The following is a 19,530-nucleotide window of genomic DNA, read 5'->3' as shown; positions in this document are numbered from 1 at the left end:
CCATGAGCGAATCCCGAATGCTGCGCCTGGGCGCCTTCATGCGCCCGATCAGCATCCACACCGCCGCCTGGCGCTACCCGGGCGGCACGCCGGATGCCAACTTCAACTGGCCGCTGATCAAGCGCCTCACGCAAAAGCTCGAACACGGCAAGTTCGACGCCTTTTTCATGGCCGACCACCTGGCCGTGCCCAACATGCCGATGGAGGCGCTCAAGCGCAGCGCCACCGTCACCTCGTTCGCGCCCATGACACTGCTGCCGGCGCTGGCGGCGGTGACCGAGCGCATCGGCCTGATCGCCACCATGTCCACCACCTACAACGCGCCCTACCACGTGGCGCGTTTGTTCGCCTCGCTGGATCACTTGAGCGGCGGGCGCGCGGGCTGGAACATCGTTACCTCCACCAACCCTTTCGAGGCGCTCAACTTCGGCCTCAAGGAGCACCTGGAACACGACCAGCGCTATCGGCGCGCGCGCGAGTTCTACGACGTGGTCACCGGCCTGTGGGACAGCTGGGCCGACGACGCCTTCATCCGCGATGTCGACAGCGGCGTCTACTTCGACCCCGACAAGCTGCACGTGCTGGACTTCCACGGCGAGTTCTTCGAGTGCCGCGGGCCGCTGAACGTGGCCCGGCCGGTGCAGGGCTGGCCGGTCATCGTGCAGGCCGGCCAGTCCGATGCCGGCCGGCAACTGGCGGGCGAAACCGCCGAGATGGTGTTCTCGGGCGTCAGCGACCTGGCGCAGGCCCAGCGCGTGTATGCCGACATCAAGGGCCGCGCGCAGGCGGCCGGCCGCAATCCGGACCATCTGGTCATCATGCCGGGCGCGTTCGCGGTGGTCGGTGACACGGCCGCCGAGGCGCGCGCCAAGAAGGCCAAACTCGACAGCCTGGTCCATCCGGCCAGCGGCATCGGCACCCTGTCCGTGCAGCTGGGCTTCGACGTGTCGAAGCTCGACCTGGACGGCCCGCTGCCGGAGGAGTTGCCGCCCACCAACGCCAGCCACACCTCGCGCCAGAAGCTGGTCGACATGGCCCGCAACGACAAGCTGACCGTGCGCCAGCTGGCGCAGTACGTGGGCGGCGCCTTCGGTACGCTGGAGATGATCGGCACCCCGGCCATGATCGCCGACCAGATGCAGGAATGGCTGGAAAGCCGCGCCTGTGATGGCTTCAATGTGATGTTCCCCTACCTGCCCGGGGGCCTGGACGACTTCGTCGACCGGGTGGTGCCGGAGTTGCAGCGGCGCGGCCTGTTCCGGCGCGACTACGAAGGCGCAACGCTGCGTGAGCACCTGGGCCTGCCGCGGCCGGCCAACCGCTTTTTCTGAGCCCGCCGGGCGGCTGCCGCCCGTGAAGCGCCCGGCACGGGCAGGATGAAGCTGGTCACCTTGTCGCGCGCATGACCTCCCATGGCGCGACGGTGCCCGGCACCACGGTGAACAGCGGGTGTGGCTGCGGATCGCGGTCGAGCTGCGCAAGCCAATCGGGGGCGCGCAGGCTCAGTTTGGCGGTCAGGTGCTGCCACTCGTAGTCGAGCTGGCCAACGCTGACCGTCAGCATCGGCGCACCCGCCGGACCCCGTATCTTGCCGGCATCGAACCGGTAGCCGCGGCGGACAGCTTCGGCCTGTACCGGCCACAGGTACGCCGCGATGCTTTGGCACGGATCGGCGCACTCCTGGAAGCGCCGCAGCTGCGGATGATGGCGATAGCCGCGCGTTTCGCCGCGCAGCACGGCCTGCGCCAGAAGCGCCTCGCGCCACAGCGCCACCAGTCCGGTGGCATCCAGGCAACGCGGATGTACCGACCACAGGCGCATGCTCAGTCGGCCTTCGCGGACCGGCCCTGCAGCCGCTGCGCCAGCTGATCCAGATCGCTGAAGATGGCCACCCCGGCGGGTGGGCGCTTCAGGCGCGCGGCCGAGCGGCCGCCGCACCACAGTTCGGTGTTCGGCGGCAGTCGCTGGCGCAGCTGCGATACGCCGCGGCGCACCGCGCCCGGGTCGACGTACTCCGAGAATGACAGCGCCACGACCTGCGCCCCGAAAGCGCGTGCGCCGGCCACGATCTGGCTCTGCGGAGTCTGCGCGCCCAGCCAGATGCAGGCCACCCCTTCGAGGCGCAGCAGCGCCAGCGTCAGCAACAGACCGAGCGTGTGCGGTTCGCCCGGCAGCGTGGTCAGCAGCACGCGCGGGCCGCTGTTGGCTGCTGGCAGCTGCATCATGGCTTCGCGCAGAAGGGTGTCCAGTTGCGTCGAGAAGTGGTGCTCCTCGAACACCTCGACCTCGCCCCGTGCCCAGCCGTTGCCGACCGCGGCGAGCATGGCCGGCGCGGCGCGGGTGACGAACTGGCGCAGCCCGTCCCGCAGCAGGCGGGCGCGCAGTTCCTGCCGCAGGGCATCGTCGTCGTGACGCTTGAGGAGCTCGATCACCGCCGGCTCCGGCTCGCCGGACGGCGGCTGCCGTTCGACCGCCTGCGCCAGTTCCTCGGCGCTGAGCGTCAGCACCTGGCCGGGGCGCAGACCCTGATCGAGCAGGCGACGCACGTGCCGCAACCGCGCCACCTGCTGCGCCGGATACAGGCGTTGCCCGCGCCCATTGCGCACCGGCTGCGGGAAGCCATAGCGCCGCTCCCAGACGCGCAGCGTGTCTTTGGCGATGCCTGTCTCCTGGGCGAGAGCGGCGATCGACAAGTGCGAAATGTCCATTTGTCCAAGTCAAACAGTTGACAAAGCAAGAATCGGCCCCTACTTTTGACCAAAAAACGTATTTTGTCCATGACAAATCAATAAATGCCGGCCGCCGGCCCGATGCGATCCAAGGCTTCCATGACTTCAACCGATACCGCGCCAGCGCCACGCTGCGCCGCCGAGCCGATGCAGTACGACGTGGTGATCGCCGGTGCCGGGCTGCACGGCGGATTGATCGCGCTGGCCTTGCTGGACGCCGAGCCGACCCTGCGTCTGGCACTGGTCGAGCGCGCCGATCGGCCGGCCGGCAATCACACCTGGTGCTTTCACCGCGCCGACGTGCCGCCGGACATCGGCTCCTGGTTTGTGCGCCTGCCGTTGATCGGCTGGCCCGGCTATCGGGTGGCATTTCCGGGCTTCGAGCGCACACTGGACCTGCCTTACTGCTGCCTCACGTCCGCGGCGCTCGCCACGGCACTGCAGGACGCCTTCGCCGCGCAGGCGACGGCGTGCCTGCTTACAGGCTGCGCGGTGACGGCGTTGGACGGGCACAGCGTGACGTTGGCCGACGGTCGCCGGCTGCGCGCGCCGCTGGTGATCGACGCCCGGGCTGGCGCGGGCCGTGGCGAGGGCGGTGGGTATCAGAAATTCCTGGGCCTGGAGGTTGAACTCGATGCCGACAGCGGTCTGGACCGGCCGGTGCTGATGGATGCCCGCGTGGCGCAGGGGCAGCAGTTCCGTTTCATGTATGTGTTGCCGCTGGCGCCGCGGCGGCTGCTGATCGAGGACACCGCCTTTGCCCGCACACCCGAGCTGGACCCCGCGCAGCGACGCGCCGCGATCCACGCCTACGCGGCGGCCAGCGGCTGGCGCATCCGCGCGGTGGTGCGCGAGGAAAGCGGCCTGCTGCCGATGCCCTGGCGGGGCATGCCTCCGGCACCGCGGATGCCGCTCACGGTTGGCTATGCCGGTGGCTGGTTTCATCCGGCCACCGGCTATTCCGCTTCCAGCGCGCTGCGTCTGGCGGCGCTGCTGGCACGTCACCGGCGCCAGCCGCTGGCCGCACTGCAGGCCGAATGGCGGCGTCACCGGCGGCGCTTTCGTCTGGGGCTGGTGCTGAACTGGCTGGCGTTTCGCGGCTTCCGGCCGGATCTGATGTGGCATCCGTTCGCGCGCTTCTACCGCCTGCCGTTGCCGGTGATCGGCCGCTTCTGCAGCCTGCAGAGCACGGCGCTGGATGTGGCGCGTCTGCTGGTCGGGCGCCCGCCGCGCGGTTTTGGCAGTGCCTGGCGGGCCGGGCAGCACACTTCGGAGGCCGGATCATGAAAGCCCTGGCAGTCTCGGCGTCCGCGCCTTCGGCAGGCTCGGAACGGCCCCTTGCCGTCGGGCCGCGGCAGCGTCGTACCGCGGGCGCCGCCGATGCGCTCGCCGATCTCGATCTGGGCGCGTTCTTCGAGCACCGGGTAAGTGAGCTGCCGGGCGCAGAAGGGGTGTCTGGCATGGTCTGGCAGGAGACCTTGTACCGGCCGTTGGCGCAGTTCCTGTCCCGGCCGGGCAAGCTGCTGCGGGCGCGCCTTCTGCGTCATGGCTGGCGCCTGGTCGACGGGTGCGGCGACCCGCCGCCGGCGCTGTGCCTGCTGCCGGAGATCCTGCACAGCGCCTCGCTGATCGTGGACGACATCCAGGACGGCGCCGAGTGCCGTCGCGACGGTCCGGCGCTGCACCGCCTGATCGGCCCCGAGCGGGCGCTGAATGCCGCCAATTGGCTGTATTTCTGGCCCTACGCGCTGCTGGAGGAAATGCGCCTGCCGGCGTCGCGGCGCCGCCGCGCTGCGCAGCTGATCACCGCGGCGCTGCTGGATTGCCACCGTGGCCAGGCGCTCGACCTTGGCGTTCAGGTATGGACGCTGCCGCAGCATTCGGTGGCTTCGCTGGTGGCGGAACAAAGCCGCCTCAAGACCGGCTGCCTCACCGCGCTGTGCACTGGGCTTGGCGCGCTCACCGCCGGCGGCAGCGCGCGGCGCGTGGCGCTGCTCATGCGGTTTGGCGAGCAGGTGGGTGTGGCGCTGCAGATGCTGGACGACCTCACCGCCGTGCTGCCGTCCCGGCACGACAAGGCCGGCGAGGATCTGCGCTTCGGCCGCCCGACCTGGGTGTGGGCGCTGGCCGCCCAGAGTTGCAACGAGGGGGAGTACCTGATGTTGACGCAACAGGCCCGCGCCGCCGCCGCGGGCGCCGACTGGCGACCGCTGTGCGCGCTGCTGGCCGAGGTGGTCGGCGAGGCCGGCCGGGCCGCCGCGCACGAAGCCTTGGCCAAGGCCGGCGATCTGCTGGCCGCCGCCTCGCTGCCGGAGGCGGCGGTGCGCGAGGTGCTGAGCGAGCTGGCCGGTCTGGAGCGCGCATATGGCTGAGCGGCACGCGGCGGTCATCGGCAGCGGCTTCGGCGGACTGGCGGCAGCCATCCGTCTGCAGGCGCGCGGCATCCACACCACCTTGTTCGAGGCCCGCGACCTGCCCGGCGGTCGCGCCTATGCGTTTCGCGAAAACGGCCACGTGTTCGACATGGGCCCGACCCTGGTCACCGCGCCGCAGTGCCTGGAAGAACTGTTCGCGCTGGCCGGCGCGCGCCTGCACGAGCGGGTCGAGCTGCTGCCGCTCGATCCGTTCTATCGCCTGCAGTGGGAGGACGGCACGCACTTCGAGGCCTTTGCCGACGCTGAGCAGCTGGCGCAGGAGATCGAGCGCATCGCCCCCGGCGACGGGCCCGGCTACGCGCGTTTTGCCCGCTACAGCGAGGCGGTGTACCGCGAGGGTTACGAGAATCTCGCCGGCGCGCCATTCGTCACTCTGACCAGCATGCTGCGGTCGCTGCCCAAGCTGGTCGGCCTGCGTGCCGAACGCTCCGTGTACGGGGCGGTGCGCCGCTACGTGGGCTCGGACAAGCTGCGCCAGGCGCTGTCGTTTCACCCGCTGTTCGTCGGCGGCGACCCGTTCGTCACCTCGGCCATCTACGCCCTCATCAATCATCTGGAACGCACGCACGGCGTGTGGTTCGTGCGCGGCGGTACGCACGCGCTGGTGCGCGCCATGGTGGCGCTGTTCGAGGAACTGGGCGGGCAGATGCGCCTGTCCTGCCCGGTGCACAGCGCGCGCCTCGACGGCCGCCACCACTGCCTGACGCACGCCGGCGGCGAGCAGCGTTTCGATCTGGTGGTCTCGAATGCCGACGTGATGCACACCTACAGCCGGCTGTACGGGCAGCTGCCGCGCGGCCAGCGCATGGCCCGGCGCCTGGCCCGCTCGCGCTGGTCGATGGGCCTGTTCGTGGTCTATTTCGGCACCGACCGCCTGTACCGCGACCAGGTGCGCCACCACACCATCCTGTTCGGGCCGCGCTACCGCGACCTGGTGCGCGAGATCTTCAACGGGCATCACCTGCCGGACGATTTCAGCCTGTACCTGCACGCGCCGACGGTGACCGATCCGCAGCTGGCGCCGCCCGGCGGCGACACCTTCTACGCCCTCTCGCCGGTGCCGCACCTGGGCAATGCCGACATCGACTGGGACCGCACCGGCGCCGAGTACGCCGAGCGCATCCTGGCCTATCTGGAGGCGCATGCCATGCCGGGCCTGCGTGCCCACGTCACGGTCAAGCGCTGGATGACGCCGCGCGATTTCGAGCGCGAGCTGGGCGCCTACCAAGGCAACGGCTTCTCGCTGGCGCCGGTGCTGTGGCAAAGCGCGTATCTGCGTCCGCACAACCGCGACCGGCACATTCCAGGCCTGTATCTGGTCGGCGCCGGCACGCATCCGGGCGCCGGCATGCCGGGCGTGATCAACTCGGCCAAGGCCGCCATGACGCTGGTGGACGAGGATTTCCCGCGATGAACGCGCCGCTGGCCGCCTTCATCCAGCACCACTCCAAGAGCTTCGCGCTGGCGTCGCGGCTGTTGCCGCCGGCGGTGCGGGCCGACGTGCTGGTGCTGTACGCCTGGTGCCGGCGCGCCGACGACACGGTGGACCTGGCGGCCGATCCGGCGGTCGGCCTGGCGCGTCTGCAAGCCGAGCTGGATGCCGTCTACGCAGGCCGCCCGGCTGGCGACCCGCTGCTGGACGCCTTCGCGCAGGTGGTGCGCCGCCGCGCCCTGCCGCGCCACTACCCGCAGGAACTGCTGGCCGGCATGGCCATGGACCTCGAGCCGGCGCTGTATGCCGATCATGCCGCCCTGGCCCTGTACTGCTATCGGGTGGCCGGCGTGGTGGGTCTGATGATGTGTCACGTGATGGGCGTGGCCGACGATGCGGCGCTGGAACAGGCGGCGCAGCTGGGCATGGCCATGCAGCTGACCAACATCTGCCGCGACGTGGCCGAGGACTGGCAGCGCGGGCGTTTGTACCTGCCGTACCGCGCGCTGGGTTTTGCCGATGAAGCGGCCGTGCGTACCGCGCTGGCCGGGCCGATCGACGCCGACCTTGCTGGCCGCCTGCCGGCGCAGGTGCGCGACCTGCTGGCGCGAGCGGACGCCTACTACCGCTGCGGCATGGGCGGCATCGGTGCGCTCGACTGGCGCTGCGGGCTGGCCGTGCGGGCGGCGGCGGGCATCTACCGCGGCATCGGCACGGCGCTGGCGCGTCAGGGCTACCAGCCGCTGGCCGGGCGCGCCTACCTGCCGGGCTGGCGCAAGGCCGGGCAGGTGCTGCTGGCGCTGGCCGGCCAATGCGGCGCGGCGACCAGTGCGCGCGCTGTTACCCGCGTGCCGGCGCGGCAGGTGCGATTCGGGCCCGAGCTGTGTCTGTAGCGCGCGGCATCGGGCTGGTGGTGTGCTTGGGTCTGACAGGGCAGGGCAAGGCCATGGACGTAGAGGTCATCGCGCGCGGTCTGCGCAACCACCAGGGCAGCGTGCTGTTCGCGCTGTTCATCGAGCCGCGCGGTTTTCCAGACCGCGGCGAACTGGCCGCCATGCGGGTGGAAGTACCGATCGACGCCGATCAGGTGCAGGCCCGCTTCAGCGACGTGCCGGACGGTCAGGCGCTGGCAGTGGCGGTGCTGCACGACGAGGATGGCGACAAGCGCATGGCCACCGGCCTGTTCGGCATGCCAAAGGAAGGCTTTGGCGTGTCCAACAACCCGCGCATCCTGTTCGGCCCGCCGCGCTTCGAGGATGCGCGCCTGGTGCCGCAGCCGGGGCAGCCCGTCATCATCGACATGAAGTACTTCTGAGCATGGAAAAGCCCGCCGTTCCGAACGCCTTCGACGCCGTGGCGCCGCGCTACGACCTGATGTGCCGGCTCAATCCCGGCTACATGGGCATGCTCGGCGACGCGGCGCGGGCGCTGGCACCGCTGCCGCAGCCGCGGCTGCTGGACCTGTGCTGTGGCAGCGGGCTGTCGACGCTGGCGCTGCGCCGGGCGCATCCGGGTGTGCCGATCGTGGCGCTCGACGGCTCGCCGGGCATGCTCGAGCAGGCGCGGCGCAAGCCGCTGGCGCCGATCGAGTTCGTGCGCGGCGACGCGCAGGCGCCGCAAGACAGCCTGGACGGTCCCTTCGGCGGCATCCTGATCAGCTACGGCCTGCGCAATGTGGCCGATCCGGACGCCACGCTGGCGCAGCTGCGCGGCCTGCTGGTGCCCGGCGGCCTGCTGGCGGTGCACGACTACAGCCTGGCCGGGCCGGGCGCCGAGCGGCTGTGGACCTTCATGTGCCGGGCGCTGGTGCGGCCGTTTTGCGCCGCCGTGTCGGGCGCGCCGCAGCTGTTCGAGTACCTGGAACGCAGCGTGCGCGAGTTCGACCGCCGCGACGCCCTGGCGGCGCGCATCCGCGGCGCTGGCTTCGAGCTGCTGCGCGTCATTCCCGGGCGCCTGTGGCAGCGGCAGATCGTGCACACCTTCGTTGCTCGGCGGCCGGCGTGAAGGTCTTCGAGCAGCCGCAGTTTGGCCGCGCCCGGCTCGATGCGCCGCTGCGCGTGGCGGTGCTCGGCGGCGGGCTGGCCGGCGTGGCGGCGGCCTGCGTGCTGGCCGAGCGCGGCGCGCAGGTGACGCTGCTCGAGCGCGCGGCCGGCCTCGGCGGCCGGCTGGCGGCCTGGCCGGTGCAGGTGGCCGGCGAGAGCTTCGAAATGGACCGCGGGTTTCACGCCTTCTTTCGCCACTACTACAACCTGCGCGCGCTGCTGCGGCGGGTGGACCCGGCGCTGGATGGCCTGCTGCCGCTCGCCGACTACCCGATCCTGACCCCGGCCGGGCCGCTGAGCTTTGCCAAGCTGCCGGCCAATCCGCTGCTCACGCTGTGGCCGCTGATGCGCCAGGTGGGCCTTGGCCTGCGCGATCTGCGGCAGGTGCGCGTCGGCTACGCGCTGGCCATGCTCGCCTGGCACCCGCAGCGCACGCCGGCGCGCTGGGACGGCATCAGCGCCGAGCAGTGGCTGCAGGGGCTGAACTTCCCGCCGGCGGCGCGCATGCGCCTGCTGGACGTGTTCGCGCACAGCTTCTTCAACCCGACCGGTGAGTTCTCGGCCGCCGACTTGCTGATGCTGTTTCACTACTACTTCTTTGGCAACCGCGAGGGGCTGGTGTTCGACGTGGCGCGGCGGCCGTTTGGGCAGTGGCTGTGGCAGCCGTTCGAGCGGCACCTGCAGGCGCTGGGCGTGCAGCTGCGCCTGGGCTGCGCGGCGCAGGCCGCCGAGCGCCAGGCCACCGGCTGGCAGGTGCGGGCCGGCGAGGCCACGCTGAGCGCGGATGCCGTGGTGCTGGCGCTGGACGTGCCGGGTCTGCAGGCGCTGCTGGCGGCCAGTCCCGCGCTCGCCGCGGCGGTGCGCGCGCCGGTGCGCGCGCAGCAGGCGACGCGGCCGTTTGCCGTGTGGCGGCTGTGGCTGGACCGGCCGCTGGCGGCCGGGCGCGCCGCCTTCGCCGGCACCGCCGGCTACGACCTTCTGGACAACGTATCCGTGTACAGCGCCTTTCACGAGCCGAGCCGAGACTGGGCCGCCCGCCGCGGCGGCGCGGTGCTGGAGCTGCACGCCTATGGCCTGGAGTGCGAGGACCCGGCCGAGCTGCGCCGGCGCCTGCTGGCCGCGCTGCACGCCGTGTATCCGGAGACCGCGCCGGCGCAGCTGCTCGGCGAGCAGTTCCTGCTGCGCGCCGACTGCCCGGCCTTTCCGCCCGGCAGCGCCGCCGTCCGGCCGGGCGTCGGCACCGCCGATGCCTCGCTGTGGCTGGCCGGCGATCACCTGCGCCTGCCGTTTGCCTGCGCGCTGATGGAGCGGGCGGTGGCCGCCGGCACGCTGGCGGCCAACGGCCTGCTGGCCACGCGCCAGGTGGACCCGGCGCCGCTGTGGAGCGGGCCGCAGCGCGGGCTGCTGGCGGCGCTGCCGGGGGTGGCCTGATGCTGCGCCGCACCGAAGACCGCCACGGCCGGCGCCTGTGGCTGTTCGGGCAGGATCTGGGCCCGCCGCCGCCGGCTGCGCAGCCGGACTGGCAGGCCGCCGAGCCGCGCTGGATCGCCGAAGCGCTGCGGCGCGCGCTGGCGCGCCCGGCCGGTGGTTGGCACGTGGTGGCGGCATCCGCGGCGCTGCGCGACAAGCCGCTGGCGGCACAGGTGCTCGGCCAGTCGCTGGTGCTGTGGTGCGGCGCGCAGGGTCTGCATGCGACGGCCGATCACTGCCCGCACCTGGGCGCACGCTGGTCGGACGGGCACCTGGCCGGCGGGCGCCTGATCTGCCCCTGGCACGGCCTGGCCTTCGACCCGGCGGCGCCGTGCAATCCGCTGCTGCCGGTCCACGACGACGGCGTGCTGGTGTGGGTGCAGCTGCCCGGCGAGGCGCCGCTGCCGGCGCCGGTGCTGCCGCCGCGCCCGGCCCAGGCGCTGGTGTCGGTGATGACGCTGCCGGCCCGCTGCACGCCGCGCGAGGTGCTGGAAAACCGCCTCGATCCCTGGCACGGCGCGCACTTCCACCGCCATTCCTTCGCCCGCCTGGCGGTGCTCGAGCGCGCCGAGGACAGCATCACCGTGCGCGTGGCCTTTCGCGTCGCCGGCCCCCTGGCGGTCGAGGTGGACGCGCGCTTTCATTGCCCGCAGGCGCGCTGCATCGCCATGACCATCGTCGCCGGCGAGGGCACCGGCTCGGTGGTGGAAACGCACGGCACGGCGCTGGGCCCGGACCGCTGCCAGATCACCGAGGCGGTGTTCGCCACCTCGGCGCGGCCGGGTTTTGCCGTGGCGCGCCGGCTGGGCGCCCTGATCGCGCCGTACATGCGCTTTGCGGCCCGGCGCCTGTGGGTGGAGGATGCCGCCTACTGCGAGCGCCGCTATGCGCTGCGCCAGCAGGCCGCCGCCGAACCCGCTCCCTCATGTCCCTCGCAGGGCTTCGCCGATGAACCAGAACCTGCTCGATAGCATCCACACGCCGGCCGACCTGCGCCAGCTGCCGGCCGCCGCGCTGCCGGCGGTGGCCGTCGCCCTGCGCGAGGAAATCGTGGCCCAGGTGGCGCGCAGCGGCGGGCATCTGGCCTCCAGCCTCGGCGCCGTGGAACTGCTGGTGGCGCTGCATTACGTGTTCGACACGCCGCGCGATCGGCTGGTGCTGGATGTCGGCCACCAGGGCTATGCCCACAAGCTGCTGACCGGGCGGCGTGAGGGCTTTGCCCGCATCGGCCAAGAGGGCGGCCCGGCCAAGTTCCTGCGCCGCGGCGAGTCGCCGTTCGACACCTTCGGCGCCGGCCACGCCGGCACCTCGATTTCCGCCGCGCTGGGCATGGCCCGCGGCCTGCAGGCGGCGGGCGAGAACGCCTGCGCCATCGCGCTGATCGGCGACGGCGGCCTGACCGCCGGCATGGCCCTGGAGGCCCTGAACCACGCCGGGCACCTGAGGCAACCGAACCTGCTGGTGGTGCTCAACGACAACGCAATGTCCATCGAGCCGAACGTGGGCGCGCTGGGCGCCTTCCTGTCGCGCAAGCTGTCGGCGCCGTCGGCGCGGCGCCTGCGACGCCTGGCCAAGGACGTGCTGGCGCCGCTGCCGCAGCCGCTGCAGGAGCTGGCGCGGCGCGCCGAGCAGTCCGCCAAGGCCCTGCTGACGCCGGGCGCGCTGTTCGATGCCTTTGGCTTTCGCTACATCGGACCGGTGTCCGGGCACGACCTGCCGGCGCTGTTGGAGACCTTGACCAACGCGCGCGGCATGCTCGGCAACGGCGAAGGACCGGTGCTGGTGCACGCGCTGACGCGCAAGGGCGCCGGCTACGCGCCGGCCGAGCAGGACCCGCTCAAGTACCACGGCGTGACGCCCTTCGACGTCGTCACCGGCCACATGCCCAAGCCGGCCGCGCCGGCGCCGTCCTATACCGCCGTCTTTGCCGACACCGTGCTGGAGCTCGCGCAGGCGGACGAGCGCATCGTGGCGATCACCGCGGCGATGGCCGGCGGCACCGGCCTTAGCCGCTTTGCCGAGGTCCTGCCGCAGCGTTTCTTCGACGTCGGCATCGCCGAACAGCACGCCGTGACCTTCGCCGCCGGCCTGGCCACCACCGGCCGCAAGCCGCTGGTGGCCATCTACTCGACCTTCCTGCAGCGCGGCTACGACCAGGTGGCGCACGACGTGTGCCTGCAGAACCTGGACGTCACCCTGGCGGTGGACCGGGCCGGGCTGGTCGGCGCCGACGGCGCCACCCACCAGGGGCTGTACGACATCGCCTACCTGCGCTGCCTGCCCAACATCACGCTGATGGCGCCCAAGGACGAGAACGAGCTGCGGCACATGCTGCGCACCGCCATCGAACATCCCGGGCCGGCGGCGCTGCGCTACCCGCGCGGCAACGGCCTTGGCGTGCCGCTGGATGCCGACATCCGGGCGCTGCCGATTGGCCGCGGCGAGCTGCTGCGGGATGGCGAGGATCTGGCCATCGTGGCGCTGGGCAGCCGCGTGGCGCCGGCGCTGGAGGCCGCGCAGCGGCTGGCCGAGGCGGGCATCAGTGCCGCGGTGTTCAACGCGCGCTTCGTCAAGCCGCTGGACCTGCCGGCCATCGCGCAGCTGGCGCGCCGCTGCGGGGCGCTGCTGACGGTGGAAGAACATGCCCTCGCCGGCGGCTTCGGCAGCGCCGTGCTGGAAGCCCTGGCCGGCGAGGGGATCAGCGTGCCGGCGCGGCTGCTGGCGGTGCCGGACCGGCTGGTCGAGCACGGCGACCCGGCGGCGCAGTTGGCCGAGTTCGGTCTGGATGCCGCCGGCATTGCCGCCGCTGGACGTGCCCTGGTGAGCAGCCTGCCCGGATGCATTGCAACGCCCAACCTGCGCACGGCGGGACGCTGAGCGGGCGATTCTCGCGCGCGGCACTGCGAAGCTTCGCGGCGAGGGCGCCGCTCCCACGGCGCCGCCCTGTCGTGGCAAGCCCGCCCGCGGGCCTATCGAGCCAGTGCCATCCAGCACTCGCCAATGCCCGCCTCGAGTCAGTGTCAGCGTGCCGGTTCCAGGCTGAAGCCCGCATAACCCGCAGCGGCCACCTGCCGCAGCGTGGCGAAATACCGCGGCGCGTCCAGGTGCACCGGAAACTGGCGGTGTTTGCCCGGTATGTTGGCGCCGGTGTACCAGGAGTCGGTGCGCGGAAACAGGGTCTGGTCGGCGATTTCGGCCACCGTCCTGCCCCACTCCAGGTCGACGCCGGGGGCGGCTTCGATGCCGCCCAGGCCGCGTTCTTGCAGGTCGGCGATGCAGTCGCTGATCCACTCTGCCTGTCGTTCGGCGCCCAGCGGCATGTTGTACAGCACCGACGGCGACTCCGGGCCGTGGATCATGAACAGGTTCGGAAAGCCGCGCACGGCCAGTCCAAGATAGGTGCTGAACCGCCCGGCCCAGGCCTCGGCCAGCGGCAGGCCGCCGCGCCCGCGCGGGTTCAGGCGTGTCAGCGCGCCGGTGATGGCGTCAAAGCCGGTGGCCAGGACCAGCATGTCGAGCGCATGCTCGCCGCGCGCGGTGCGCACGCCCTGCGGCGTGATCTCGATGATCGGGTTCTCGCGCAGGTCGACCAGGGTGACGTTGGAGCGGTTGTAGGTTTCGTAGTAACCCTCGTCCAGGATCAGGCGCTTGGTGCCGATGGGGTAATCGGGCAGCAGGCGGCGGGCGATCTCCGGGTCGCGCACCGCGCGACGGATCTTTTCGCGCACGAACTCGCACAGCGTGGCGTTGGCTTCGGCGTTGCTCATCAGGTCGCCGTAGGTGCCAAACGCGATGCCGAGCCCGCCGCGTTGCCAGTGTTCCTCGTACAGCGCCTCGCGCTGCTGTGGGGAATCCTCCAGCGCCGAGCGGGTCGGCGACGGGAACGGCGTTCCGGCCAGCGTTTCCAGCATCATGGCGCGCAGCTGCGGCCACTTTTCGCGCGTGTCTCGCCTGAACGCCGCGTCGAGCGGGCGGTTGCGCGCCGGGATGGCGTACTGCGGCGTGCGCTGGAACACGCTCAGATGCGCTGCCGTGCGGGCGATGACCGGGATGGCCTGCACGCCGGACGAGCCGGTGCCGATGACGCCGACCCGCTTGCCGGCGAAGTCGACCGGCCGCTGTGGCCACAGACCGGTGTGGTAGCACTCGCCAGCGAAACGGTCCAGGCCGGGAATGTCGGGACGGTTGGCGGCCGACAGGGCGCCGGTGGCGCAGATCAGGAACCGCGCGCTGACGCGCTCGCCGGTGGCGATGTCCAGCTGCCAGCGCTGCGCGGCCTCGTCATAGCGGGCGGCGGTGACGCGGGCGCGCAGTTCGATGTCCCGCCGCAGGTCGAAGCGGTCCGCGACATGGTTCAGATAGGCCAGCACCGAGGGCTGGTCGGGCTGGGTTTCCGGCCAGTCCCAGTCGCGCACCAGTTCGCGCGAGAAGGTGTAGCAGTAGTAGGGCCCGCCGGGAAAATCCACCCGCGCGCCCGGGTAGCGGTTCCAGGCCCAGGTGCCGCCGACGCTGTCGGCGTCGTCGTAGGCCCGCACCTTCAGTCCCAACCCGCGCAGCAAATGCAGGGCATACATGCCGCCGAAGCCGGCGCCGATGACGACGGCGTCGAGTTGGCGGTGTTCGGTCGCGGGCATGGCTCTCCTCCTTGTCGGTTGCGGCGCCCACCATCGTGATGGAAGCTCCTGCCGCCGGCGTTGAACGCCGGCTCAGGTGGCGTCCGGACGCTTCAGGATCAGCAAGCCGGACACCGCCTTCACGCACAGCGCGCCGTCGGCGTCCAGGATTTCACCCTCCACATAGCCGGTGCGGGCGCCGACGCGGATCACCCGGCCGATGGCGGTGATGTCGCCGCCGGTGATCGGGCGCAGGTAGTTCAACGTCAGGCTGGTGGTGGTCCACACGGTTTTCAGATCCGGGAAGGTCGCCATCATGGCGTAGCCGACCGCCTCGTCCACGTACACGGCCAGCACGCCGCCCTGCACCGAGCCGCGCGGGTTGCACCAGCGCTGATCGAACGGGAACACCAGGCGCGCGAAATTGGGCGCGGATTCGGCGATGGTGCCGCCGAACTGCGCCATGGTCGGCGGGCGGTCGAGGTCGATGACGGTCAGGTCCGGCTTGGCGGTGGGCGTCGTCATGGCTTATCGGCCGGCCACTTGCGAGCGCAGCATGCGGCGGTTGACCTTGCCGGTGTTGCCGCGCGGCAGTTCGCTGACCAGCCGGTATTCGCGCGGGCGTTTGTAGTGCGCAAGGTCGCTGGCCTCGACATGCGCCTTGAGCTGCTCGGGCGTGACCGGCTCCTTGGCCACCACGAAGGCGACGATGCGCTGGCCCCATTGTTCGTCCGGAATGCCGATCACCACGCACTCGCTGACCGCCGGGTGGCTGAGAACGGCCTCCTCGACCTGACTCGGCAGCACGTTGATGCCGCCGGAGATGATCATGTCGTCGAGGCGCCCGCGCAGGTACAGATAGTTGTCAGTGTCCAGCGTGCCCATGTCCCCGGAGCGCCACCAGCCATCCTCGAAGATCTTGCGCGCCAGGGCCGGCTGATCCCACACCTGATCGGCCACCGAAAGACCCCGGATGATGACCTCGCCTTCCTCGCCGGGAGGCACTTCATCGGTCAGGGCACCGCCGGGCCGGATGATGCGCACATCGGCATTCAGGAACGGCTTGCCGACACTCTCCTGCTTGCTCGGGTCGCGGTAATCCTCGTTGTACATCATGGTGCCGCCGGCGCAGGAACCGGTTTCGGTGGTGCCGTAGATGTTGATGATGTTGGAGCAGATTTTTTCGCGCACCAGGCCCATGGTGCGGGTGTCCATCGGCTCGCCGGCGTAGCCGGCCTTCTTCAGGCTGGACAGGTCGTAGTTGTCGAGATCCTCGCGAAACAGCATGCGCCACATGGTGGGCACCAGAAAGGCGAAGGTGGCCCGCTCGTCCTGAAGTTTCTGCAGGAACCGCTTGGCGTCCCACTGGGCCATGAACACGATCTTGCTGGCCGCGTTCAGGAACGGGATGGTGCAGTTGTACCAGCCGATGAAGGCGGTGGTGGACACGTTGACGATGCAGGCATACGGGTCGGCATCGAACACCAGGGCACCGCCGCGCGCGCTTTCGATCTGCGTGCGGTGGGTGTGCATGATGCCCTTGGGCACGCCGGTGGTGCCGGACGACAGGGCGATCATGGACGTGTCGTGGCTGAAGATCGGCATCGGCTCGAAGTCGAGCGCGTACTCGGCCAGGTCGCGCGGGATGATCGGATCGTCGCCGCCCTCGCGCTTGTCGGGCGGGGTGAGTTCGGAGATGGCACGAACAGCAAAACTTACCAACGGCGCCGCGCGGCGCAGTTCACCGGCCAGCTCCTCCAGGGCACCGTCGTAGATCAGTACCCGCGGGGAAAGGCGTTCGAGCACCGCCGCCAGGATCTTGGGCGATTCGCGCAGGTGCAATGCGGACGGGATGGCGCCCAGCTCGAAGGCGCCGAACAGCGCCACCACGTGCTGCACCGACGGATACATCAGCAGCGCCACGCGATCGCCCTTGCGCACGCCGCGGGTGTGCAGCAGCTTGGCCATGCGCTGCACCTGGTCTTTCAGCTGCGCATAGGTGTAGCGGTACAGGTCATCCACCACGGCTTCGTTGTTCGGAAACCACTTGGCCGCGCGGTGCAGCATTTCGCGCAGGTTGGTGTCGCGTGTCATCTTGTCCCCTCTGGAAGCTGCGGTGGGTCGTCCTGACGAAAACGTCGGCGGTTCGTCCGTGAACCGCCGTATGTCCCGCCGTTGCGGCGGGGTGCCGGGCTCAGTACGAGCGCGGCATGCCCAGATCGTGCTGGGCAATGTAGTTGAGCGTCATCTCGTCGGTGACCGGCGCGATGCGGTTCAGGCGCAGGTTGCGGTAGTGCCGCTCGATGCCCGATTCGCTGATGTAGCCGGCGCCACCCAGGGTCTGGATGGCCCGATCGGCCGCATACAGCGAGGCATGCGCCGCCGCGTACTTGGCCGACGTGGCCTGCACGCCGCATTCCCTGCCCTGGTCGTACAGCCAGGCGGCTTCATACACCTTCAGGCGCGCACATTCGAGCTGAATGCGCGCCTCGGCCAGCGGGAACTGCAGGCCCTGGTGGGTGGCCAGCGGTTTGCCCCAGATGGAACGCTCGCTGGCGTACTGCACCGCCTTGCGGATCAGGTAGTTGCCGGTGCCGATGCAGCTGGCGGCAATCGCCAGCCGCTCCGGGTTCAGCACCGCGTAGAGCGCCTTCCAGCCCTTGCCTTCCTCGCCGACCAGGTTCTTTTCCGGAACCTTGAAGTCGTCGAAGAACACTGCGTTGGTGTCCATGAAGTGGCTGCCCATCTTCTTGAGCGGCCGTGCTTCGAGGCCCTCCCCCGGCAGGTCGCCGACCAGCAGGGACACGCCCTCGGTGCGGCGCGCCGGGTCGTAGGGCGAGGTGCGGCACATGATGCCGATATGGCTGGCTACCTTGATGTTGGAGATGTACATCTTCTGGCCCTTGACCAGATAGTGCCCGTCTTCCTTGCGCGCCTCGGTGCGGATGGTGGTGATGTTGGAGCCGGAGTTCGGCTCCGTGAAACCACCGGCCCACAGCTCGCCCTTGACGATGCCCGGCAGGTACTGCGCCTTCTGCTCGGGCGTGCCGGCGGAGTTGATCAGGCAGCCGCCGAACACCGGCCCGCCGACGAACATGCCGCCGCAGTCGCCGCCGTTGCTGGACAGTGCCTCGGCGGCCAGGCACATCTCGACCATGCCCAGGCCACTGCCGCCGTACTCCTCGGGAATGGTGATGCCCAGGATGCCCTGCTCGACCAGGGTGCTCCAGAACTCGCGCGGGAAGCCGTACTCCTCGTCGATCTTCTGCCAGTAGCTGTCCTCGAAGCCCTGCGCGATCTTCTCGCACAGGTCGACCAGCATTTGTTGATCCTGACTGAGCGAGAAGTCCATGACTCAGACGTCCTTGGTCAGCTTGTAGGACTGCGTGCCGGGCTTGAACTCGCGCCGCTTGAACGAGGCCAGCGCGGTGCGGATCCAGTCGTCGTTGGTCTCGCGCGAAAGTTCCCACAGCTTGGCCATCTCGTAGTCGACGGCGGCCTCGAAGTCCATCCACTTGACCTTCTCGTAGACCTCCTTGGTCTTGCGCAGCACGGTGCGGCCCAGTCGGGTCAGCATCTTCACCACGCGGTCGGTTTCGGCGTCCAGCTGCGCCAGCGGCACCGACTTGGTGGCGTAGCCGATTTCCTCGGCCTGCTTGCCGGTGAAGGTCTCGCCGGTCAGGCCGTAGTACAGCGCCTTCTTGCGCGACGGGATGTTGTGCGCGTAGGCCCACGAGGTGCCGCCGCCCGGGAAGATGCCGAAGTTGACCTCGGACAAGCCCCAGGTGGATTCGTCGGCCACGATGGCGATGTCGCAGATGCCGGCCAGTTCCATGCCGCCACCGAAGCACCAGCCGTTGACCTTGGCAATCGTGACCGCCGGGAACTTCTTCAGATGCTGGAACCAGGTGAACACGTCGTCGTTGATGGCGGCCATGCGCTGCGGATCGTCGAAGGGTTCGAAGAAGCACTGCTCCAGGTCCATGCCGGCGCAGAAAGCGTCCTTGATTCCGGTGATCACCAGCACCTTGACGCGGGCCTTTTCGACCTCCACCAGGGCATTGCGCACGTTGTTGTGCAGCGTCGGGCTCATGCAGTTCTTCTTTTCGGGGCGGTTGAACTGGATGGTCGCGACGTCGCCGTCGATGGTCAGGTTGATGCACTCGTAACTGGACATGACAGGCCCCCTTAAGGCGCTATGGATGGAGTACCCGCACACGGCGGGACGGCAATTTAACCATAACGATCGTTTGGCAGGGGGTGCGCGCCGGGCGCCGGTGGCAGCTGACCGGGCTGCTGAACTACCATGCACGGCATACACATCTTCAAAGCCCGGGCGCCGGTGCCCGGGCGCAACGCACGGAGCACGTACAGGCCATGTCTGAACCGCTGAAACTACAGGATCTGATGGAACTGGACGGCGTGGTGGGGGCACTGCGCTGGCAGGAATCGCGCTTCATCAACGCCATCGCCTACCCGGCGCGGCTGGTCGAGTACCTGGGCTTCGACAGCGAGGAGCGGGCCCGCCAGCTCATGCTGACAACCGAAGCCATGGGCCTGTCCATCAAGGGCGTGCTCGAAATCGACTACTACCGGGACCGCAAGACCAACCCGCACAGCCTGATGCCGGCCGACGGCTACATGATCCACGGCCAGAAATTCAACCTGGTCTGCACCCTGAACCGGGTCGCCGCGCTGGTGGACAACAAGATCGACTACAACCTCAAGGGCCTGTTCCTGAAACTGGCGCTGGTTCGCAACGACTGACGAGCATCGGCCGACCTTCGCGAGCACGCCGTCGCTCGGCGG

General features: G+C 70.1%; 18 protein-coding genes. 11 read left to right on the top strand and 7 right to left on the bottom strand.

The features are described from left to right. Positions 1–2 precede the first annotated feature (2 nt). The gene (locus H5U26_RS01415) at positions 3–1,331 is read left to right on the top strand and encodes an LLM class flavin-dependent oxidoreductase (protein ID WP_290615911.1); all 1,329 of its coding nucleotides are present in this window, start codon (positions 3–5) and stop codon (positions 1,329–1,331) included. A gap of 55 nt (positions 1,332–1,386) precedes the next feature. On the opposite strand, the gene H5U26_RS01410 is transcribed toward H5U26_RS01415, so the two are convergent. Both H5U26_RS01410 and H5U26_RS01405 read right to left on the bottom strand, forming a co-directional pair. Further along, positions 1,387–1,821 carry a pyrimidine dimer DNA glycosylase/endonuclease V gene (locus H5U26_RS01410; protein WP_290615909.1) on the bottom strand — a complete coding sequence of 145 codons (435 nt, stop codon included), beginning with the start codon at positions 1,819–1,821 and terminating at the stop codon, positions 1,387–1,389. Between the two features lie 2 nt (positions 1,822–1,823). Then, on the bottom strand, positions 1,824–2,693 hold the full coding sequence (locus H5U26_RS01405; protein ID WP_290615907.1) for a MerR family transcriptional regulator: 870 nt from the start codon (positions 2,691–2,693) through the stop codon (positions 1,824–1,826). A 135-nt stretch (positions 2,694–2,828) separates the two neighbouring features. On the opposite strand from H5U26_RS01405, the gene crtY reads away from it, so the two are divergent. From crtY to dxs, 9 genes are read left to right on the top strand one after another with little or no spacing between them, the layout of a single operon-like run. Beyond that, positions 2,829–4,016 carry a lycopene beta-cyclase CrtY gene (gene crtY / locus H5U26_RS01400; RefSeq protein WP_290615905.1) on the top strand — a complete coding sequence of 396 codons (1,188 nt, stop codon included), beginning with the start codon at positions 2,829–2,831 and terminating at the stop codon, positions 4,014–4,016. Continuing rightward, complete coding sequence (locus H5U26_RS01395; RefSeq protein ID WP_290615903.1) at positions 4,013–5,101, top strand: polyprenyl synthetase family protein; 1,089 nt, start codon at positions 4,013–4,015, stop codon at positions 5,099–5,101. Before crtY ends, H5U26_RS01395 begins: the two co-directional genes overlap by 4 nt. Continuing rightward, positions 5,094–6,578, top strand: a complete 1,485-nt coding sequence (locus H5U26_RS01390; protein WP_290615901.1) for a phytoene desaturase — start codon at positions 5,094–5,096, stop codon at positions 6,576–6,578. Before H5U26_RS01395 ends, H5U26_RS01390 begins: the two co-directional genes overlap by 8 nt. Further along, the gene (locus H5U26_RS01385; RefSeq protein WP_290615899.1) at positions 6,575–7,489 is read left to right on the top strand and encodes a phytoene/squalene synthase family protein; all 915 of its coding nucleotides are present in this window, start codon (positions 6,575–6,577) and stop codon (positions 7,487–7,489) included. Before H5U26_RS01390 ends, H5U26_RS01385 begins: the two co-directional genes overlap by 4 nt. Before the next feature lie 53 nt (positions 7,490–7,542). Continuing rightward, complete coding sequence (locus tag H5U26_RS01380) at positions 7,543–7,911, top strand: DUF2141 domain-containing protein (protein ID WP_290615897.1); 369 nt, start codon at positions 7,543–7,545, stop codon at positions 7,909–7,911. A 2-nt stretch (positions 7,912–7,913) separates the two neighbouring features. Continuing rightward, positions 7,914–8,600 carry a class I SAM-dependent methyltransferase gene (locus H5U26_RS01375; RefSeq protein ID WP_290615895.1) on the top strand — a complete coding sequence of 229 codons (687 nt, stop codon included), beginning with the start codon at positions 7,914–7,916 and terminating at the stop codon, positions 8,598–8,600. After that, a complete protein-coding gene (locus tag H5U26_RS01370; RefSeq protein WP_290615893.1) occupies positions 8,597–10,069 on the top strand; it encodes an FAD-dependent oxidoreductase in 1,473 nt (490 codons plus the stop codon). Before H5U26_RS01375 ends, H5U26_RS01370 begins: the two co-directional genes overlap by 4 nt. Continuing rightward, on the top strand, positions 10,069–11,079 hold the full coding sequence (locus tag H5U26_RS01365; RefSeq protein ID WP_290615891.1) for a Rieske (2Fe-2S) protein: 1,011 nt from the start codon (positions 10,069–10,071) through the stop codon (positions 11,077–11,079). Before H5U26_RS01370 ends, H5U26_RS01365 begins: the two co-directional genes overlap by 1 nt. Continuing rightward, a complete protein-coding gene (gene dxs / locus H5U26_RS01360) occupies positions 11,057–12,985 on the top strand; it encodes a 1-deoxy-D-xylulose-5-phosphate synthase (protein ID WP_290615889.1) in 1,929 nt (642 codons plus the stop codon). Before H5U26_RS01365 ends, dxs begins: the two co-directional genes overlap by 23 nt. A 143-nt stretch (positions 12,986–13,128) precedes the next feature. On the opposite strand, the gene H5U26_RS01355 is transcribed toward dxs, so the two are convergent. From H5U26_RS01355 to H5U26_RS01335, 5 genes are all read right to left on the bottom strand, one after another. Further along, positions 13,129–14,742: an NAD(P)/FAD-dependent oxidoreductase gene (locus H5U26_RS01355; protein WP_290615887.1), complete on the bottom strand. Its 1,614-nt coding sequence runs from the start codon at positions 14,740–14,742 to the stop codon at positions 13,129–13,131. 72 nt (positions 14,743–14,814) lie between these two features. Then, on the bottom strand, positions 14,815–15,246 hold the full coding sequence (locus tag H5U26_RS01350; RefSeq protein ID WP_290615885.1) for a PaaI family thioesterase: 432 nt from the start codon (positions 15,244–15,246) through the stop codon (positions 14,815–14,817). 3 nt (positions 15,247–15,249) lie between these two features. Then, entirely contained in the window at positions 15,250–16,815 is a 1,566-nt protein-coding gene (locus H5U26_RS01345) for a class I adenylate-forming enzyme family protein (protein ID WP_290615883.1), read from the bottom strand. Positions 16,816–16,915: 100 nt separating this feature from the next. Further along, complete coding sequence (locus tag H5U26_RS01340; protein WP_290615880.1) at positions 16,916–18,073, bottom strand: acyl-CoA dehydrogenase family protein; 1,158 nt, start codon at positions 18,071–18,073, stop codon at positions 16,916–16,918. A gap of 3 nt (positions 18,074–18,076) precedes the next feature. Next, positions 18,077–18,898: a p-hydroxycinnamoyl CoA hydratase/lyase gene (locus tag H5U26_RS01335; protein ID WP_290615878.1), complete on the bottom strand. Its 822-nt coding sequence runs from the start codon at positions 18,896–18,898 to the stop codon at positions 18,077–18,079. Positions 18,899–19,098: 200 nt separating this feature from the next. Between H5U26_RS01335 and H5U26_RS01330 the strand changes: the two genes are divergently transcribed. Beyond that, the gene (locus tag H5U26_RS01330; protein WP_068804416.1) at positions 19,099–19,488 is read left to right on the top strand and encodes a hypothetical protein; all 390 of its coding nucleotides are present in this window, start codon (positions 19,099–19,101) and stop codon (positions 19,486–19,488) included. The last annotated feature ends 42 nt before the right edge of the window (positions 19,489–19,530 follow it).

It is taken from the genome of Immundisolibacter sp. (assembly GCF_014359565.1).
In the GTDB taxonomy this organism is placed as follows: Bacteria; Pseudomonadota; Gammaproteobacteria; order Immundisolibacterales; family Immundisolibacteraceae; genus Immundisolibacter.
The sequence above is the reverse complement of the archived record's forward strand: the minus strand, read 5'-3'. Positions and strand labels throughout refer to the sequence as shown.

Bases quoted from the DNA above. Each gene is read 5' to 3' on its own strand.
- H5U26_RS01415 (WP_290615911.1), top strand. From the start codon at position 3: ATGAGCGAATCCCGAATGCTGCGCCTGGGCGCCTTCATGCGCCCGATC.
- H5U26_RS01410 (WP_290615909.1), bottom strand. From the start codon at position 1,821: ATGCGCCTGTGGTCGGTACATCCGCGTTGCCTGGATGCCACCGGACTG.
- crtY (WP_290615905.1), top strand. From the start codon at position 2,829: ATGACTTCAACCGATACCGCGCCAGCGCCACGCTGCGCCGCCGAGCCG.
- H5U26_RS01395 (WP_290615903.1), top strand. From the start codon at position 4,013: ATGAAAGCCCTGGCAGTCTCGGCGTCCGCGCCTTCGGCAGGCTCGGAA.
- H5U26_RS01390 (WP_290615901.1), top strand. From the start codon at position 5,094: ATGGCTGAGCGGCACGCGGCGGTCATCGGCAGCGGCTTCGGCGGACTG.
- H5U26_RS01385 (WP_290615899.1), top strand. From the start codon at position 6,575: ATGAACGCGCCGCTGGCCGCCTTCATCCAGCACCACTCCAAGAGCTTC.
- H5U26_RS01380 (WP_290615897.1), top strand. From the start codon at position 7,543: ATGGACGTAGAGGTCATCGCGCGCGGTCTGCGCAACCACCAGGGCAGC.
- H5U26_RS01375 (WP_290615895.1), top strand. From the start codon at position 7,914: ATGGAAAAGCCCGCCGTTCCGAACGCCTTCGACGCCGTGGCGCCGCGC.
- H5U26_RS01365 (WP_290615891.1), top strand. From the start codon at position 10,069: ATGCTGCGCCGCACCGAAGACCGCCACGGCCGGCGCCTGTGGCTGTTC.
- dxs (WP_290615889.1), top strand. From the start codon at position 11,057: ATGAACCAGAACCTGCTCGATAGCATCCACACGCCGGCCGACCTGCGC.
- H5U26_RS01355 (WP_290615887.1), bottom strand. From the start codon at position 14,742: ATGCCCGCGACCGAACACCGCCAACTCGACGCCGTCGTCATCGGCGCC.
- H5U26_RS01350 (WP_290615885.1), bottom strand. From the start codon at position 15,246: ATGACGACGCCCACCGCCAAGCCGGACCTGACCGTCATCGACCTCGAC.
- H5U26_RS01345 (WP_290615883.1), bottom strand. From the start codon at position 16,815: ATGACACGCGACACCAACCTGCGCGAAATGCTGCACCGCGCGGCCAAG.
- H5U26_RS01340 (WP_290615880.1), bottom strand. From the start codon at position 18,073: ATGGACTTCTCGCTCAGTCAGGATCAACAAATGCTGGTCGACCTGTGC.
- H5U26_RS01335 (WP_290615878.1), bottom strand. From the start codon at position 18,898: ATGTCCAGTTACGAGTGCATCAACCTGACCATCGACGGCGACGTCGCG.
- H5U26_RS01330 (WP_068804416.1), top strand. From the start codon at position 19,099: ATGTCTGAACCGCTGAAACTACAGGATCTGATGGAACTGGACGGCGTG.